The 16,688-nt window shown below is 58.7% G+C and carries 16 protein-coding genes; all 16 read left to right on the plus strand.

Features of this window, described 5'->3' with window-relative positions:
* The first annotated feature begins 472 nt into the window (after positions 1-472).
* The gene (locus tag H926_RS0103790; RefSeq protein ID WP_022675131.1) at positions 473-1,060 is read left to right on the plus strand and encodes a TerD family protein; all 588 of its coding nucleotides are present in this window, start codon (positions 473-475) and stop codon (positions 1,058-1,060) included.
* Between the two features lie 64 nt (positions 1,061-1,124).
* Positions 1,125-2,291 carry a TerD family protein gene (locus tag H926_RS0103795; RefSeq protein ID WP_022675132.1) on the plus strand — a complete coding sequence of 389 codons (1,167 nt, stop codon included), beginning with the start codon at positions 1,125-1,127 and terminating at the stop codon, positions 2,289-2,291.
* Between the two features lie 49 nt (positions 2,292-2,340).
* Positions 2,341-3,441, plus strand: coding sequence for a DUF475 domain-containing protein (locus tag H926_RS0103800; protein WP_022675133.1), 1,101 nt, complete (start codon positions 2,341-2,343; stop codon positions 3,439-3,441).
* Positions 3,442-3,556: 115 nt separating this feature from the next.
* Positions 3,557-4,135, plus strand: coding sequence for a TerD family protein (locus H926_RS0103805; RefSeq protein ID WP_028657540.1), 579 nt, complete (start codon positions 3,557-3,559; stop codon positions 4,133-4,135).
* 125 nt (positions 4,136-4,260) lie between these two features.
* Positions 4,261-4,836, plus strand: a complete 576-nt coding sequence (locus H926_RS0103810; protein ID WP_022675135.1) for a TerD family protein — start codon at positions 4,261-4,263, stop codon at positions 4,834-4,836.
* Between the two features lie 100 nt (positions 4,837-4,936).
* Positions 4,937-6,199, plus strand: coding sequence for a VWA domain-containing protein (locus H926_RS25465; RefSeq protein WP_022675136.1), 1,263 nt, complete (start codon positions 4,937-4,939; stop codon positions 6,197-6,199).
* Positions 6,200-6,231: 32 nt separating this feature from the next.
* Positions 6,232-7,239 (plus strand): ATP-grasp domain-containing protein, encoded by a 1,008-nt coding sequence (locus H926_RS0103820; RefSeq protein WP_022675137.1) that lies wholly within the window; start codon positions 6,232-6,234, stop codon positions 7,237-7,239.
* Positions 7,236-8,360, plus strand: coding sequence for a S1C family serine protease (locus tag H926_RS0103825; RefSeq protein ID WP_022675138.1), 1,125 nt, complete (start codon positions 7,236-7,238; stop codon positions 8,358-8,360). The genes H926_RS0103820 and H926_RS0103825 overlap by 4 nt, the downstream gene beginning before the upstream one ends.
* Before the next feature lie 8 nt (positions 8,361-8,368).
* Positions 8,369-9,424, plus strand: a complete 1,056-nt coding sequence (locus tag H926_RS0103830; protein ID WP_082208989.1) for a DUF4236 domain-containing protein — start codon at positions 8,369-8,371, stop codon at positions 9,422-9,424.
* An 83-nt stretch (positions 9,425-9,507) separates the two neighbouring features.
* Positions 9,508-10,665, plus strand: a complete 1,158-nt coding sequence (locus H926_RS0103835; RefSeq protein WP_022675140.1) for a phosphoribosyltransferase domain-containing protein — start codon at positions 9,508-9,510, stop codon at positions 10,663-10,665.
* A gap of 290 nt (positions 10,666-10,955) precedes the next feature.
* The gene (locus tag H926_RS0103840) at positions 10,956-11,690 is read left to right on the plus strand and encodes a sucrose-6-phosphate hydrolase (RefSeq protein WP_028657543.1); all 735 of its coding nucleotides are present in this window, start codon (positions 10,956-10,958) and stop codon (positions 11,688-11,690) included.
* Positions 11,681-12,784, plus strand: a complete 1,104-nt coding sequence (locus H926_RS0103845) for a cysteine protease StiP family protein (protein WP_028657544.1) — start codon at positions 11,681-11,683, stop codon at positions 12,782-12,784. Before H926_RS0103840 ends, H926_RS0103845 begins: the two co-directional genes overlap by 10 nt.
* Positions 12,781-13,683, plus strand: coding sequence for an HpcH/HpaI aldolase/citrate lyase family protein (locus H926_RS25470; RefSeq protein WP_022675143.1), 903 nt, complete (start codon positions 12,781-12,783; stop codon positions 13,681-13,683). The genes H926_RS0103845 and H926_RS25470 overlap by 4 nt, the downstream gene beginning before the upstream one ends.
* An 82-nt stretch (positions 13,684-13,765) precedes the next feature.
* Positions 13,766-14,929, plus strand: a complete 1,164-nt coding sequence (locus H926_RS25475) for a toxic anion resistance protein (protein ID WP_022675144.1) — start codon at positions 13,766-13,768, stop codon at positions 14,927-14,929.
* 171 nt (positions 14,930-15,100) lie between these two features.
* Entirely contained in the window at positions 15,101-15,583 is a 483-nt protein-coding gene (locus tag H926_RS0103860) for a hypothetical protein (RefSeq protein WP_022675145.1), read from the plus strand.
* A 791-nt stretch (positions 15,584-16,374) separates the two neighbouring features.
* Positions 16,375-16,688: acylglycerol kinase family protein (locus tag H926_RS32215; protein ID WP_237740970.1), on the plus strand; the 314-nt coding region annotated here is incomplete at its 3' end.

Below are 16,688 nucleotides of genomic sequence, written 5' to 3' on the forward strand. Positions count from 1 at the left end.
AACAATCAGGGGAGCACGTCACGGTCGAGCCACAGCTACGGGCCAAATGCTCTCCAACACGGGGGCACATTTAACTGATGCCATAACTGCTGCTGCGATGAATGGGCGCCGACACGTAATAAGCACCTCCTTCTGCCACAAATTGCTCATAAAAGAGTGATGACTTTCACCAATTGGAAATCTATGGTTGAGATAAATTGAAATCGGCGTAAGGTCAGCGGGAAAATCTAACGAAAAGAGTGCTATAGACGAGGTCGGAGCAGGTCAGAATTTCGCACAGCCAAGACCACGCCGTGATCGCAAGATTCTGAAAAGTTTCAATATTTTCCAAACAAGTAAGCAGTGCTGGAGGCCAACCGACGCCCGCTGCTGGATATACGAAATTTAATGCTCGATGCTCACGTTAGTATGCAGTCAAATAATCTGAGACGTAAAATTCCAAAATGGTCGGAAATTATCAACCGGGGAATCTATGTCAGTTTCACTTTCTAAAAATCAGAGCGTTAGCCTCTCAAAGCAAGCACCCAATGGCCTATCGGCAATCACGCTGGGCGTGGGCTGGGATGTTGCCAAGCCTAAGGGCTTCTTTGGCAAGGTTTTTGGCGGTGGCAACGACAGCATCGACCTCGATGCCTCAGCACTTCTGCTAGACTCAAACAAGAACGAAATCGATGCCATCTGGTTCGGTCAATTGCAGAGCAAGGACGGTTCGGTTCGCCACAGCGGCGACAACCTGACTGGCGAAGGCGACGGCGACGATGAGTCAATCGCGATCAACCTAGATCAGCTGCCGGGTCAGATCGAGCATGTCGTGCTAACCGTTAACAGCTTTCGTGGGCAGACCTTTAACCAGGTCGAAAATGCTTACGGCCGGGTGGTCGACAACGCGAATGGCAAAGAACTCGCGCGTTTTCCCATCTCGGACAGTGGCCCGCACACGGGCCTGATCCTCGCTTCCCTGAGCCGCAACGGGGGCGACTGGACATTCAAGGCGATCGGCCACCGCACCAACGGCAAAACTGTCAAGAATCTGGTAGGCGACGCTAAGCGCGTGATCTGATTGCCGCATTCAGAATGCCGTGCCCTGAGTGGCACGGCTTTTCCATGTGATACGGGGGACCTCCATGCAGCTACAACGCGGCGAAAAGCGCGGGCTGTCTGATCTTGGCATCGGCACGACGTGCACGGTGAAGATCGACTTCGGCCTTGATGGCATCGACATTGCAGCCTTTAGCCTTAATGCCGATAAGAAAATAGGGGACGACCGCTACGTTGTGTTGTTCAGCAATCTGAACAGTCCGGAAGGTGCGATTAGGCTCACCCCCTACTCGGATACGGCGACCTTCAACTTCGAACTAGATCTTCTCCCGGCACATATTGAACGCATTGTATTGACCGCCACTCATGACAGCCAACCGGTGGCCAATTCACGCCCCCTGATCGTCAGTGTGGATGGTGGGAAAGCCGTGTTCGATGTAGCACCGTACTTGTCGAGTGAGAAAGCTATCATGCTCGTCGAGTTCTACCGTCACACCAGTGGCTGGCGTCTGGGCACGGTTGGCGCAGGCTTCAACGGTGGCCTTGCCGCCCTGGTGGCTCACTTTGGCGGTGATGTCGCTGAATCCTCGCCCGCCCTTGCGCCAGCGCCGATTTCTCCGTCGCCACCGCCGCCGACACCCTCGGCACCCGTTTCGCTGCGTAAGATTTCACTGGAGAAGTCCAATTCAACCGTCAGCCTGAAGAAACAAGGTTCGACGTTCGGTGAAATCGTTCTAAACCTCAACTGGAACCAGGACACTGGAAAGAAGGGTTTCTTTGGACGGTCAAAGGGCGTCGATCTTGATCTGGGTGTCATTTACCAGATGAAGGATGGGCACGGGGGCATCGTCCAAGCGCTGGGACGGACTTTTGGCAGCTTCCACCAGTTCCCTTGGATCGAGCTGTCAGGAGACGATCGCACTGGCGCTGTTGCCGCCGGTGAGACAATCCGGATCAACGGCAAGTACTTCGACGAATTCGAGCGTATCGCTGTCTTCGCATTGATCTACGACGGCGTGCCTGATTGGAGCCACACCGACGGTGTTGTTCGTATGAATATTCCTGGTCAACCTGAAATCGAAGTACGCATGAACGAGGGGCGGAACGACAAGCGTCTGTGCGGCATCGCCACCATCGAGAACCGTAACGGTGAACTCAAGATGGAGCGCTACATGCAGTATTTCGATAGCCAACAGCCGTTCGCTGAGTCGCTGGGATACTACTTCAACTGGCGCTCCGCGACCAAAGACTAACGTAAAACTGTCCGTCTTTCGAGACGCTTCTGGAAATAGGAATTAGCCCATGCAAGCTTTCCGCGGCTCGATCGTCTTTACGATCGTTTGCCTCACTCTTGCAGGCATTCTCGGGTATGCCGAGACTGGCCTTCTCGGCCAAGCCCTCTCGATGATCTTTCTCGCCGGTGTGCTCGGTGTGATGGAAACCTCGCTCAGTCTCGACAACGCCGTGGTCAACGCCTCGATCCTCAAGGACATGGATGAGAAGTGGCAGCGTCGCTTCCTTACCTGGGGCATTCTCATCGCCGTTTTCGGCATGCGCATCGTCTTCCCTATCCTGATCGTCTCATTCGCCGCGATGGTCACGCCATGGGAAGCAGCGCGCATCGCGATCACCGACCACAAGCTTTACGAAGCGATCGTCACCGGTGCGCACATCGGCATCTCCGGCTTCGGGGGCGCATTCCTCATGCTGGTGGGTCTCAGCTTCTTTTTCGACGAAGATCGCGAGCACCACTGGATCGGCTTCATCGAAAAGCCACTCGCAGCCTTCGCCAAAGTCCCGGCCGCACCCTATATCGCGACAGCCGCGATCATCGGTGCTCTCTCGTTCACACTCGACGCGGCCGCACAGCGCACCTTTCTGATCGCCGGCTTCTCGGGCGTTGCGGTCTATTTCCTCGTCCAGACGTTCGGCGACTTCATGGGCGGGGAGGAAGACGCAGCAACAGGCAAGATTGTGCGTTCGGGCGCGGCGGCTTTCGTCTATCTCGAATTCCTCGATGCCTCGTTCTCATTCGACGGCGTGATCGGTGCCTTTGCCATCACCAACGATATCTTGCTCATTGCGCTTGGCCTCGGGATCGGCGCCATGTTCGTCCGCTCCATGACCGTCGCTCTCGTGAAGGGCGGCCACCTCAGCGAGTTCCGATTCCTCGAGCCAGGCGCATTCTACGCCATCGTGGCTCTGGCCGTCATCATGCTAATCAGCATTCGCGTGCATACTCCCGAAGTCGTGACCGGCCTCATTGGCGCGCTGATAATCGGTCTCTCGCTTTGGGCCTCCATCCGCCACAAGAAGCTTTTCCCGAACGAGTATGAGGAAGACGGCGAGGCCGATGCGATCCTGCCGACCGGCGACGTCGTGCCAGGAACGCATACCACATGATCCATTAGGCGGCTCTACCAGAGCCGTCGTTCTCTTCCGGATCCGCGGGTGTTCCAGGCGGCGCACACGCAACTTCTACCACCGGTTACTGCCACAAATGGAAAGGACCAATGCCATGGCAATTTCTCTCTCAAAAGGCGGCAATGTCTCGCTGTCGAAGGAAGATCCCGGCCTCGACGAGATCATGGTCGGCCTGGGTTGGGACGCACGCTCGACCGACGGCCAGGATTTCGACCTCGATGCCTCCGCATTCCTGCTCAAGACCGACGGTAAGGTGCGCAGCGACAGCGACTTCTGTTTCTACAACAACATGAATGTCGCAACCGGCGCGGTTGTGCACCAAGGCGATAATCGCACGGGCGCAGGCGATGGCGACGATGAGCAGATCAAGATCACCCTGTCCAAGCTTCCGGCTGACGTCGACAAGGTTGCCATCGTCGTCACCATCCACGAGGGGGAACAGCGCCGCCAATCGTTCGGCCAGGTCTCGAACGCCTTTATTCGTCTGGTCAATGAGAAAACAGGCAAGGAAGTTGTCCGATTTGACCTGTCTGAGGACGCTTCCATCGAAACCGCGATGATCCTCGGTGAAGTCTACCGCCATGGCTCAGACTTCAAGTTTCGAGCGGTTGGCCAAGGTTACAAGGGAGGACTTGCCCCGCTTGCCACCAATTACGGAGTTAACGTCGGATAATTTATGCCGAAAGATATTGAATCAGCTTTGATCCACAAGATATCTTTCTCTTTGCAAGTAGCTGGCAATCTCTTTCCCCAGGGCGGGGTACAGCCCCGCCCCCTCGCCTTAAGGATCCCTCCCCCATGACAGTTTCCCTCGTCAAAGGTGGCAACGTCAACCTTAGCAAGGAAGCGCCGGGCGTTTCTTCCATCACCGTTGGCTTGGGCTGGGACGCCCGCAAAACCGACGGCCAGGAGTTCGACCTCGACGCCTCGGCCTTCATCCTCGGCCAGGATGAAAAGGTTCTTTCGGACACCCACTTCGTCTTCTTCAACAACAAGATTTCACCCGAAGGTGCCGTTATCTATGGCGGAGACAACCGCACCGGTGCCGGTGACGGCGACGACGAAACCATCAAGGTGGACTTCGCCAAGCTTCCAGACACGGTAAAAAAGATCGTGATCGCCGTGACAATCTATGAAGGCCAAGCCCGCCGCCAGAACTTCGGCATGGTCTCGAATGCTTATGCGCGCGTAGTCAACGATGCCGATGGCAAGGAACTCGCTCGCTTCGACCTCAGCGAGGACAGCAGCACCAATGCAGCCATGACCTTCGTTGAGCTCTATCGTTCAAACGGCGACGTCAAGGTGAAGGCCATCGGCGAAGGTTGGGCTTCGGGACTGGCAGGGCTGGCTGGCGCAATGGGCGTCAATGTCTGAACCTGCGGGAATTTAGCACGCCATCTTGCCCAAGACTGGGACCGGGTCACCTTGGCACCGGCCCCAGTCCCTTGATAACAAGGAACACGTTGTGCTCACCATGTCACCCGGCGAGAAGCGCGCTGTATCGGATCTGACCGCCAGCCGTCAGCTCGACGTTACCGTCCGCCATGCACCTGACGACATCGACATCGTCGCCTTTGGGCTGAATGCCGAGCGCAAGATTGCTGATGATCGCTACACCATTCTCTTCAGCAACGAACGCAGTCCCGACGGCGCCATCGCCTATCGCCGCACGTCGGGCGCAACAGTCATCTCGATCGCCCTCGATCGGTTACCAGCCTCGCTGGATCGCATCTCGCTCGTCGCAAGCCATGATACGGTGCCGCTCAAGCAGGCGCGTGAACTCTGCGCCGACTTCGCTGGTGTAGCTTTGGTTCAGCCCCTGCCCCATCTCGGCGACGAAAAGGCGGTGATCCTGCTCGACCTCTATCGCCACAACGGAGCATGGCGCATTGGCGCGGTGGTGCAGGGCTTTTCTGGTGGCCTCGCCAACCTCGTCCGTCACCTCGGTGGCGAGGTGGAAGTAGCCCCGGCAGCACCACCTCCTCCACCTTCGTCGCCACCGGTCTCCCTGAGCAAGGTCGACTTGCGCAAGCAGAAGGTCGGCGTCTCGCTCAAGAAGCTCGGGATCGACCAGGAGAAGGCGGAAGTCCTCTTCGTGATCGACGCAACCGGCTCCATGAGCAGACTCTACAGCAACGGTACAGTGCAGGAAACGGTCGAAAGGATCGTGCCCGTCAGCCTGCGCCTCGACGATGATGGCACCATGCCGACCTGGTTCTACGCTTCGGGCTGTGCCCGCACCGAGGACATTACCGCGAAGAACTATGAGGGTTACGTACCTCGCACCCTCCCCGGCCCGATGAAGCCTGTCCAAGGCGTGCAGAAGCACTCTTGTGCATCAATCAATCGCAAGGGCGAGGTCACCATCGGCGGGGTCAACAACGAGATCGTCATTCTCAATGCTTTGCTCGCCGACGAGCCTGCCGACCGCACTACGCCGCTCCTTGTGATCTTCATGACCGACGGCGGGTTTGCGCCGAGCAAGGACATCGCCCGCATCATTACCAACGCGGCACACAAGCCGATCTTCTGGCAGTTCGTTGGCATTGGCAACAGCAACTTCGGCATGCTGCGTAGCCTCGACACGCTGCCGAACCGTGTCGTCGACAACGCCGGTTTCTTCGCCGTCAACGATCTCGCCAAGATCACCGACGAGGAACTTTATGACCGCCTGCTTTCCGAATTCCCGGCCTGGCTCAAAGCCGCGCGCGCCAAGGGCATCCTGCGGACACGCTGAGTGCGTCCCTTTTATCTCTTTCAGGACATCCGATGCGTATCTGGTTCAATCGCGGCTTCTCGCTGGCTCCCATCGCCAAGGCGATGATGGCAGCAGACACCGACCTTGAGGTCGTCACCAGCGTGGACAAGAACAGGCCGGTCCATGCCGGGGCATATGACACCTGGGTTGAGCCTACTGTCGACGACGAGGCCTATGTCGCATGGGTGCGCAACCAGATCATCGAGAACGAAATCGACCTGTTCATTCCAACGCGGCACCGCAAGCTTCTTGCCGGCATCGCGCTGCCTTGTGCGGTCCATCTGCCAGCCGATATCGCTACGCTCGAACTCCTCGACGACAAGTTCGCCTTTGCCGATGCCATTGCTGGCGAGCCGTTCCACCTCGAGACCATCAACATCGCCAGTTCCGCCGATCTTGCTGCCGCACTTGCGGCATTCGCCGCGCTGCCGGATGAAACCTCGCTCTGCATAAAGCCGCGCAGCGGTGTCAACGGGCACGGCTTCTGGCGCCTGACCCGAGAATCGCCGCTCTCGCACATCATCAATCCGGATGCTCGCACCATGCAGCAGGACCTGTTCCTTGCGGCGCTGCGTTTCGAGGAGGCAGAGCGCCCGCTCGCGCCCTTCGTCCTGATGGAATATCTGCCAGGTCCGGAGGTATCGTTCGACGTATTGTGCCACCACGGCATTATCCTGAAGTACGTTGCCCGCACCAAAGAAGCCGCATACCAACGCTTGCAGACCTATCACCCTCTTGAGGAACAGGCTCGCAAACTGGTCGGAAGATTTGGCCTGCACGGGGTGATCAACGCCCAGTTCCGCAAGGCCAGAGATGGCAGCTGGAGAGTGCTTGAGATCAACGCCCGGCCGGCCGGCGGGTCGATCTATGGTGAAGAGTTTGGCACTGGCCTTCTTGCCGATTGGGGCGGCCTGCTGAGCGGCCGTCTTACGCCTGATACAATCTCGCGGCCAGATCTCGACTGCAAGATCGAGACCATTTCCTGCATCACCCAGATGTCGGAGCACCAAACGCGATGAACGACCTGCAACCTGGTCAGCGCTTCTCCTTGCCCGAGGGGCAGGGAATCTCGGTTCGTTTTGATGGACGCGATGCCAGCCGCCTGGCAGTCGCGGCCATCACCCCACAAGGACAGGCCATCGCCTTCGATCAGATCGACCATGGGCAGTGGGCGCTACAATCGCTGCACCGCATCGGCAAGCAAGCGGATATCATCGTGTACATCACCGACGACACACAGGGCGGCTTCGCCAGCTATGCCTATCCTGCGAGCCTACAAATAGGCTCAGATCACTACAGGCTGCCCGCACCGAGCGAGCAGTTGGCTGCGGTCATCATCGGTGAGATCTATACCCGCGACGGGACTCTGCGTATCAAAGTCTCGAACGAAGGATATACGTTCGGGATTGATGCTTACATTCGCGCGCGCAATTTCACATCAATCTCGATCCCGCATCGGAAACGACGGAATGCAGAGCAGACGCCGCCGCTCGGGCCGGATCATCACGATAGCAGACCTTCAGGCAGCACGATTGGCACCGGCAGCGGTGTGATCGTCGGCTCGAACCTGATCGTCACCAATGCCCACGTGATCGAAGGCGGCACCAGCTTTTTCCTGAGTCGCACCCGGACGTTCGTCACTGCCCTGGCGGTCGATGAACTTCATGACCTCGCGCTGCTGCAAGGCAATGTTCAAGGCGAACCACTCCCCCTCCGGTTGGCGGCACCGCTGTGGCTGGGTGAAAGCATCATGGCCTCGGGCTTCCCGCTGATGGATCTCCTCGGCGGCGACCTCAAGGTAACGACTGGAAACGTCTCGGGGTTGACCGGCGGTATGGGAGACGTTTCGCGCTTCCAGTTTACCGCTCCGATCGGCTCGGGCTCGTCTGGCGGCGCGATCATTGACGAGGCCGGTAATGTTGTGGGCATCACCTCCGCATCGCTCGCCCACCGCGACGTGCGCAAACGTGGCAGCATCTCGGAAAACGTCAACTTCGGCGTCAAAGCCAGCCTCGTCTATGAGTTGATTGCCGCGGCTGGCATGCCTCTGCCGGACATCACCGTGCTTCACGACGCCAACCGCCGCTCGGTTGTCAATCGACTGCGCGACTCGGTCGTCAGCATCACCGTACTTGCTTAGGAACGGTCATGGGTTTCCGATTTCAGAAGCGTATCACCCTCTGCCCCGGTCTGCGGCTGAACCTGTCGAAGTCAGGCATATCAATGAGCGCCGGGCCGCGCGGCGCATCGGTCACAGTTGGCAAGAACGGCGTCTACGGCAATGTCGGCCTTCCCGGCAGCGGCCTGAGTTGGCGTGAACGCCTGGACAAGCCCGATAGCCGGTCTCGGGCGAGCGGGAATCCGCCAGGCCTGCCGCCGATGCCAGCCTCTGCTCAGGCCCGGATGGTCGGCAACGGCATTGAATTGGTCGATGGCGATGGCGCCCCCATCCACCCTGCGCACATTCCGGGTGTGAAATCGCAGATGAAGAATTTGATCCGGGATCTGCTCGAAGCCAACGCCGCAACACGCAATGAAGCGCTCAACCTTCTGCGCCACCTTCATCACGATATCCCGCGCTCTGTCGCTCAGGCGAGGACAAGCAACACCGGGAAGCCGAAGTCTCACGATTTCGCTGCACATGGCGAATATATGGAAGCCCTGATGAAGTGGCGCGCTGACCAGGCGAATTCCGGACCGGATGATGCGGCCGTGGCCAACGCGGTCCTGCAAGCGCTTGGTCCTCTCGACTGGCCTACCGAGACGAACGTCGCGCTCGACGTCAGCAACGGACGCTTGCTGCTCGACGTAGATCTTCCAGAAATTGAGGACATGCCCTCCACTCGCTGGACTGTGCTGATATCCAAGATGGAACTGTCCGAAAAGCCTTTGAGCCAGAACGACCTCGCGAATCTCTATCTGGACCATGTCTGCTCTGCTATCGTCCGCTTGGTCGGACACAGTTTTGCAGCATCAAGCGCGGTCCAGACCGTTGCGCTATCGGCCTATACCCAAAGAAACACGGCGACAGGACGTCTTTCAGATGAGTACGTTGCCACCGTTTCAGTGACGCGCGATGCGTGGCGAAATGTGGACATATCGCAAATCACCGCAATCGATCCGCACAACTTGTTGCGCAACTTTGGCGCGAACATCGCTACAAATTCACGTGGCATGCTTCTCTTACAGCAGCCTCTGACTTGACGTCTCGCCTGCGATTGCCGCCGTGCCCTAAATTCAAATCTAATCAGCCTTGATCGAAACTAGGCGTGGGAAGAAGAAAGCCAGTGACTGACCAGATCACCGCCACAGCCGCCGTTCAAAAGCAGGTCGTGCTACCCACCGGCACACTCAACGTCACGATCGACAAGGATGCGGACATCGATGCCCTGTGCGCCTTTGCTGCCCGCGCCAATCCGAAGCGTGGCTTCCTGGTCGTCTCCAAAGTTCTCGGGCGGCACATCCCAGCGCGGCCAGCAGCCATGCGCGCGACGATGGATGAACTCGCCGCATCACTCGGGACCGATCTGCCGCAGCCAGTCGTCTTTCTCGGGATGGCAGAGACGGCCACCGCGCTTGGCCAAGGTGTCTTTGCCGCCTACCAAGCGCGCAACCCCGATGCTGCCTCGCTCTATCTCCAGACCTCGCGCCAGCGTGTGGAGGGCCTGACGCCAATTGCAACATTCGAGGAAGGACATAGTCACGCAACCTCCCACCTCGTGCAGATCGCAGAATCGGCAATGCTGGATTTCATCTCGACGGCCCGAACATTGGTTGTGGTGGATGATGAATGCTCCACTGGCAGCACGTTCGTCTCTGCGGCTGAAGGCATGCTCCATCTGATGCCACAGATGGTCCAGGCCGAGACGTGTTGCATCACCGATTGGAGCGGCGGCAATTACCTTCCCCTGATGCCGCGCCCGGCGAGGGGCCGTTCCCTGTTGTCGGGCAGCATGACATGGGAGACCAATCCTGCGGCCCCCTCGCCTCAGCTCGCAGCTGGATCGAATGGTGCTGGAATCGCGCCCGAGACTGGTATGCGCAGCCGGTGCGGCCTGTGGCGACCCGAAGCCGCCCGCCGCCCGCACATCCTCTGCGAGGCTGGCGAGCGCATCCTCGTTCTCGGCGACGGAGAGCACTCGTATGAAGCGCTAAACATCGCGGAAGAAATCGAAGCGCAGGGCGGTATCGCCGCTGTGCAAAGCATCACCCGAACGCCAGCAATCACTGGCCATGCCATGCGCACCCGCTCACGCTTTACCGACAGCTTCGGCTCGGGCGCCCCCTGCTTCCTCTATAACCTACTGGAACACCGCCCTGATCGCGTGATCATCGCAGCCGAAGCCATCGGCGAGCAAGTGAATGATGCACGGGCTGCATTACGTGAATTCGGCAGCACAATCCCTGTGGAACTGGTGCATTGCCGCTATGACCGTATTGTGTAAGCAGCAGCATGGCCGCCACATTAGGCGGCGCGGGCACCGACGCGACACCGCTAGTGCTTGGGCATTACAACGATCAACGAGAAGCATCGCTCCCTGCCTCCGCTCTGGACCGAGGGAATTTGGGCCCAGGCCGAGCAGGACAACGTCTCGGTCTGCTAAAGCGGCTTTGATAACGACGCGATCACCCGATGCGCCAGGAGGTCGCCGCCGCCCCCTCGATCCTTGATCGGGACAGGCGGAGAGCATGCAAGTGTTCCTGCGCGCGCAGGACAGGAAGGCCCGACCACGTAATGTTGATCCTTACAGACCTTGACGATACCCTCTTCCAGACGGCCCGCAAGTGTCCGCCGGAGGATAGAGCGCTGCTCGCCGTGAGCTACCTTGCGGATGGTCAGGAAAGCGGCTTTGCCACACGCCGCCAACAGCATATGTTGGATTGGCTACAGCAAGGCAAGGTCGTTCCGGTTACGGCTCGCAGCCGAGCAGTGCTCGGCCGCGTCAAAATCGAGCAGCATCCTGCAATTTGCTCGAACGGCGGCTGCATTGTCACTGCCAACGGCGACGTGGATGCTGATTGGCATGCGCGCCTGCACGAACAGTCGCGACGTGGTGTCGCGCCCGCTGACGCCTATGCCCAACTCCGCCATGTCATTGCTGGCGAAGAATATCGCCATTGGCTCGTCCAGGAGGGCGATCTTGACCTCTACCTTGTTGTCAAAAGCAACATCGACGAAGGCGACATGCTCAAGGACGTCGAGCCCTCCCTCAATGCAATGTTGCCAGAGGGCTGGCGCACGCATCGCAACGGCAACAATCTCGCCTTCCTGCCGCCATGGCTGAACAAGCGGGACGCGGCGCGCTACCTGATCGAGAACGCGCGAGCAGTAGACCACGATCTTCTCGTGGTGGGTGTGGGAGACAGCCACTCCGACGTCGGCTTCATGGATCTATGTGACTACGCCATGACCCCGACCACATCCCAGGTATGGGCCGAGATGAAGCTGGGGAATGTGTGGTGCTGCTGACCAACAATACGCAGGCAGCGCCCTTCTCTGGCTCTTACGATCCCGGCGACGTCCAGATCCTGTTGAAGCCGGCAGCAATCACTCCAATCTCTATCGAGCAGAAGGAGACGCTGATCCAGTCGGGTAGGCGTCACTATTCAGAAATGCTCAGCGCCGAGCAGTTGCCCGATGCGCGCTATCTGGCGCTGTACCGCGAAGCGCTCGAGCGCAATGCCTCCGCTTTGCATACCGACATCGCACGACTCGCCAGCGCCGTGGCGGCACGACCGGAAACGTCGCGGGAATGCGTGGTGATCTCGCTGGCCCGCGCCGGCACGCCAATCGGCGTCCTGCTCAAGCGCGCGCTCGCGCGCATGGGCATCGTCGCCCACCACTACTCGATCTCGATCATCCGCGATCGTGGCATTGACGAGAATGCTCTGCGCTTCATCAAGCAACGCCACGGGGTCGATACTTCGATCTTCGTGGATGGCTGGACCGGAAAGGGCGCGATCACCAGGCAGCTCGTGACGTCACTGGCGAACAGCGACCTGGGATTCAAAGCCTTCCTGGCGGTCGTTGCGGATCCCGCTGGCTGCGCCGATCTTGCCGCGACCACCGAAGATTATGTCATCCCGAGCGGCTTGCTTAACGGGATCGTCTCGGGTCTCATCAGTCGCTCGGTACTCAATGACGATCTGGTCGGTCCCGGAGACTTCCATGCCTGCAACTTCATGGAAGAACATCGCCCACACGACATGAGTGCGGCCTTTATCAGCGCGATCGAAGCGGCGCCGATCGATCCAGCACGGCCGGCAGGTCTGCACCAGGTCGGCGCGACGGCTGCCCGCACGAACTGCCAGGCCCTGCTCGCGTCGATTATGGCCGACGACGGGATCCGCGACGTGAACCGGATCAAGCCTGGCGTGGCGGAAGCAACCCGTGCCATCCTGCGTCGCGTACCGGAAAAGCTCTACCTCGCCGATATCGACGATCCTGAGGTCCAGCACATGATCCTGCTTGCGCGAACCGCCGGCGTGCCCATCATCGAACGCGACCTGTCGACCTATCGCGCGGTCGCGATCATCAGGAAGCTTGGAGGCGCTCAAGAATGAATGCGATTGCCCTTGGCGCAACCCTCTACATCCCGGTGCTGCGCCCAAATCTCCTCGACATCTGCCTTGGCGGCAGTCCCGATCTGCGCTCGATCGTGGTGTGCCTTGAGGATTCCATCAGCGAAGACGAGCTTGACGCCGCGCGGGTGCGGTTTGCGTCTTTCTTGCTGACACTGACCACGATCACCTCACGCCTCACGATCTATGTGAGGCCACGCGACTTCGGCATGCTGGTATGGATGGCTGGCCTACCCGGCATTCATGCCGTGGATGGCTTCGTGCTACCCAAGGTGGAAGCGAGCAACGTTGCCCACTGGCTGTCAATCATGTTGGGAAACAACCACGCTTTCATGCCGACCATTGAGGGAATTGACGCTTTCGATCGTGCTGCGCTTGCGCAGTTGTGCAAGCAGTTGCTGCCCTTGCGTGAGCGAGTCACCGCGATCCGTATTGGCGGCAACGACATCCTCAACATTCTCGGTGTGCGACGCTCCAAGCACCGCACAGCCTACGAAGGACCGCTCGGCGCTGTCATCCGGGACATCGCAGGAACATTTATCCCGGCAGGCTTCGCCGTCGCAGCGCCGGTTTTCGAGCACTATGCCTCACTCGACCTGCTGCGTGAGGAAGTCGAGCAGGATATCGAGCACGGCCTTTTCACCAAGACCGCGATCCACCCCTGCCAGATCGGCATGATTCATGGTTGCTATCAGCCGAGCCCTTGCGAGCTTCTGGAGGCGCAGGCGATCCTCGAGGCTGATGCACGCGCCGTATTCGGCTCGCGAGGCAGCATGTGCGAGCCTGCCACGCACCGCCGGTGGGCTGGAAACGTCATCGCACGCGCACGGGCCTTCGGCGTCGCAGCGAGCGATCTGATCCCGGCGATCCGGGTGGCCTGACAATCTCGTCCCAGCCTCCTGTGACCGATTGCATGGAGTGCCGCCCGGCTCTAGATTCGCTCCATTGTGCTAAAGGCTTGTCATGTCTCAGCTTGCCCTGATTGCTCCTGATCCTGTGGCCGCCGTTCCCGTTGAGCAGGCTGCCGGCCTCGTTCCCGTCTCCGATGAAGTGCGAACGCACCTTCAGGGCAAAGTTGACGCCTATGTCGCCGACCTTCTCAAGCACGACACGCAGAGCCCCGAATTTGGCAAGGTAGCCGGCCAGCTAGCCAGCATTGGTCAGAAAGAAATCGTGGCGCTGTCGAGCGTATCCAGCCGCTTTCTCGACATGCCGGCCACGGCGATGGGCAATGAAAGCGGCGTCGGTCGCGCCTTGCTCGATCTGCGCACTGTGATCGACCGGCTCGACCCGGCTCGTGAAGGCGATCTCCTCAAGCCGCGCAAGCTTCTCGGCATCATCCCCTTCGGCAACAGGATAAAAGCGTACTTCGATCGCTACGCCTCGGCCCAGGATCATATCCAGGCCATCATCACCAGCCTCGTTCAGGGCAAGGATGAGTTGCTCCAAGACAACATCGCGATCGAGACGGAGCGCGACAAGATCTGGGAACTGATGGACAAACTCGAGCAGATGATCGTCGTCACCAAGATGCTCGACACCAAGCTGGAAAAGAAGTGCGCCGAGCTCGACAGTTACGATCCGGCCAAGTCCCGCGCGATGCGTGAAAATGCCTTGTTCTGTGTTCGTCAACGCCAAACCGACCTTCTCACGCAGATGACTGTATCTGTTCAGGGTTATCTCGCGCTCGACCTGATCAGAAAGAACAACGTCGAACTGATCAAGGGAGTCGATCGCGCGACCACGACGACGATTGCCGCACTGCGTACGGCAGTCACCGTCGCACAGGCCCTCAACAACCAGCGCTTGGTGCTCAATCAGATCACGGCGCTCAACTCGACGACAGCCGGCATGATCGAGTCCACGGGCAACCTCCTGCGCACGCAAACGACCGCGATCCACGAACAGGCCGCTTCGGCAACGATCCAGGTCGAGGTGCTCCAGCGCGCATTCCAGAACATCTACGCGACGATGGATGCCGTCGACTCCTTCAAGCTCAAGGCTCTGGATGCAATGAAAGCCACAATTAACTCGCTGTCTGTAGAAACGGAAAAAGCGCAGGATTACATCACCCGTGCTCAAGGCGCAGGGCCTTCTACCGGCGATTTTCTCCCGACAGCGAACTGAACCATGTTTTGGGCCGTTTTGTCTGCTCTGCTGTTTTTGGCCACAGTGAGGGTAGTATATGTTCGCCTTTTCCGCGGGCCGCCACGAGCAGACTTTGTTCTGGCATCGGATCAGGGAATACAGGGACGTAACAGATCTGGCTTTGCAAGAAGACACAAGGGCGTGAATGAAATGAGCAACGACAGCTTCATTGCCCGCATCGGAAAGGCGCTTCGAGGCGGAGCAGCCTCTGCACTCCCGCCTGCACCCGCTCCGGCCGCGACCCCGCCAGTGGCTGTCGATTATGAAGACAGCCGCATTCCGCCCAGCGCGAAGGACCGCATCCGGCGCATTCTCGCGTGCTTGCGCGAAGTAGAAATTGCGCTTGATCGCGAGGACATGCCGGGCTTCTCGCGCATCGACATCGACCAAATGCGCGAGCAGCATCTACCCAAATTGGTAAAAAGCTATATCGACATTCCAGAATCTCACCGATCGGAAATATTTCGTAAGACTGGAAAATCGGCCAGCTTCATCTTGAATGACAGCCTCGAGCAGATGCAGAGTCGTATTGACTCGATCCTTCGCAACCTTGCACAAAAGGATATTGACGCATTTACGAACAATATTCGTTTTGTGGACGAACGATACACATCGCACAATCCTTTTGATTAATAAGTTCATAATATAATTATATCTTAATTACATATATTTTTGATATTCTAAGAATAAAATTTCCCCTGATCATCACGGTATAGCTTGAAATTTTATCCTCGATTTTCGGCCGAGTTATGTCGGCGCAAGGTCATAAATGACAACGCTAGCAAAACTTTTTGCCGGAACTGCCATTCCGGGCGGCAGTGGAAATTCAATTGATAAACTTAAAATTTTATATAATTTCATTATGTTGTGTTATTTGGAAATCGGCCCATCTAGCGCGCGCCTGTCAAGGAAAGTGTGACGCAGTTCGGTTCCACGAGCGGGGGCTCATCTCGACCAACGCGCCTGCGCCAATCAGGGAATAGTCATCCTCAGACCGGTCTTTTAGAGCCCGATCCGAAAGTTGTTAAGCGATACCAGTATGTTGTGATTCACGCCGTCCTTGCGAGAAGATGGTGTGACCAATGGCATGGACTGATATCGCTCAACAACTTTCGGATCGGGCTCTTAGAATCCTGCCGCCCCAGCCAGATTTGCTGTCCATGAAGCCAACCGGCGCGGGCAGAGCACCCTCCATATCCGCCAGAACTTGCTTTTGCGCACAGCGCGCTGTTTGTCTCCAGCAGCCTGCCCATGAGCACGCGAGCACCCAGTTTCGTGCGGAAGCGGGACCGACCTGGCCCAATGCGGGCGCAATCGGCGTTGTTATACCAGCGTCAAACAGCTATTGCCGCGCGCCGGGGACGATTGGAGGTTGGGGTTGTTGCGCGTATATCGATGGCTTGGCCGGGACGGCGGGACGGCCGATGGCTGATCGCGCCCTGGCAAGACAAGCCCCGGCGCCTTTGCTTTCCGCCCTGCCTGTTGCCCCCTCTCCTGCTCCAGCGCCGTCTGTCGCGCTGGTCTACAATCCCCATGCCGGGAATTTTTGCGCGCGCACGCTGGAACGTTGGCGCGCCGCGTTGACCGCCGCCGGCCACGCCACGCGCCTGGTCGACAGCCTTGACTATGCCCGCGCGCCGCAGTGCCACCGCGCCGATGTCGTTTGCATCGTCGGCGGCGATGGCACCGCGCGGCTGGTGGTGGAAGCCGAACTGCACGCGCCACGCATCACGCCCGC

The organism is Novosphingobium sp. B-7 (genome assembly GCF_000410615.1).
Taxonomy (GTDB): Bacteria; Pseudomonadota; Alphaproteobacteria; order Sphingomonadales; family Sphingomonadaceae; genus Novosphingobium; species Novosphingobium capsulatum.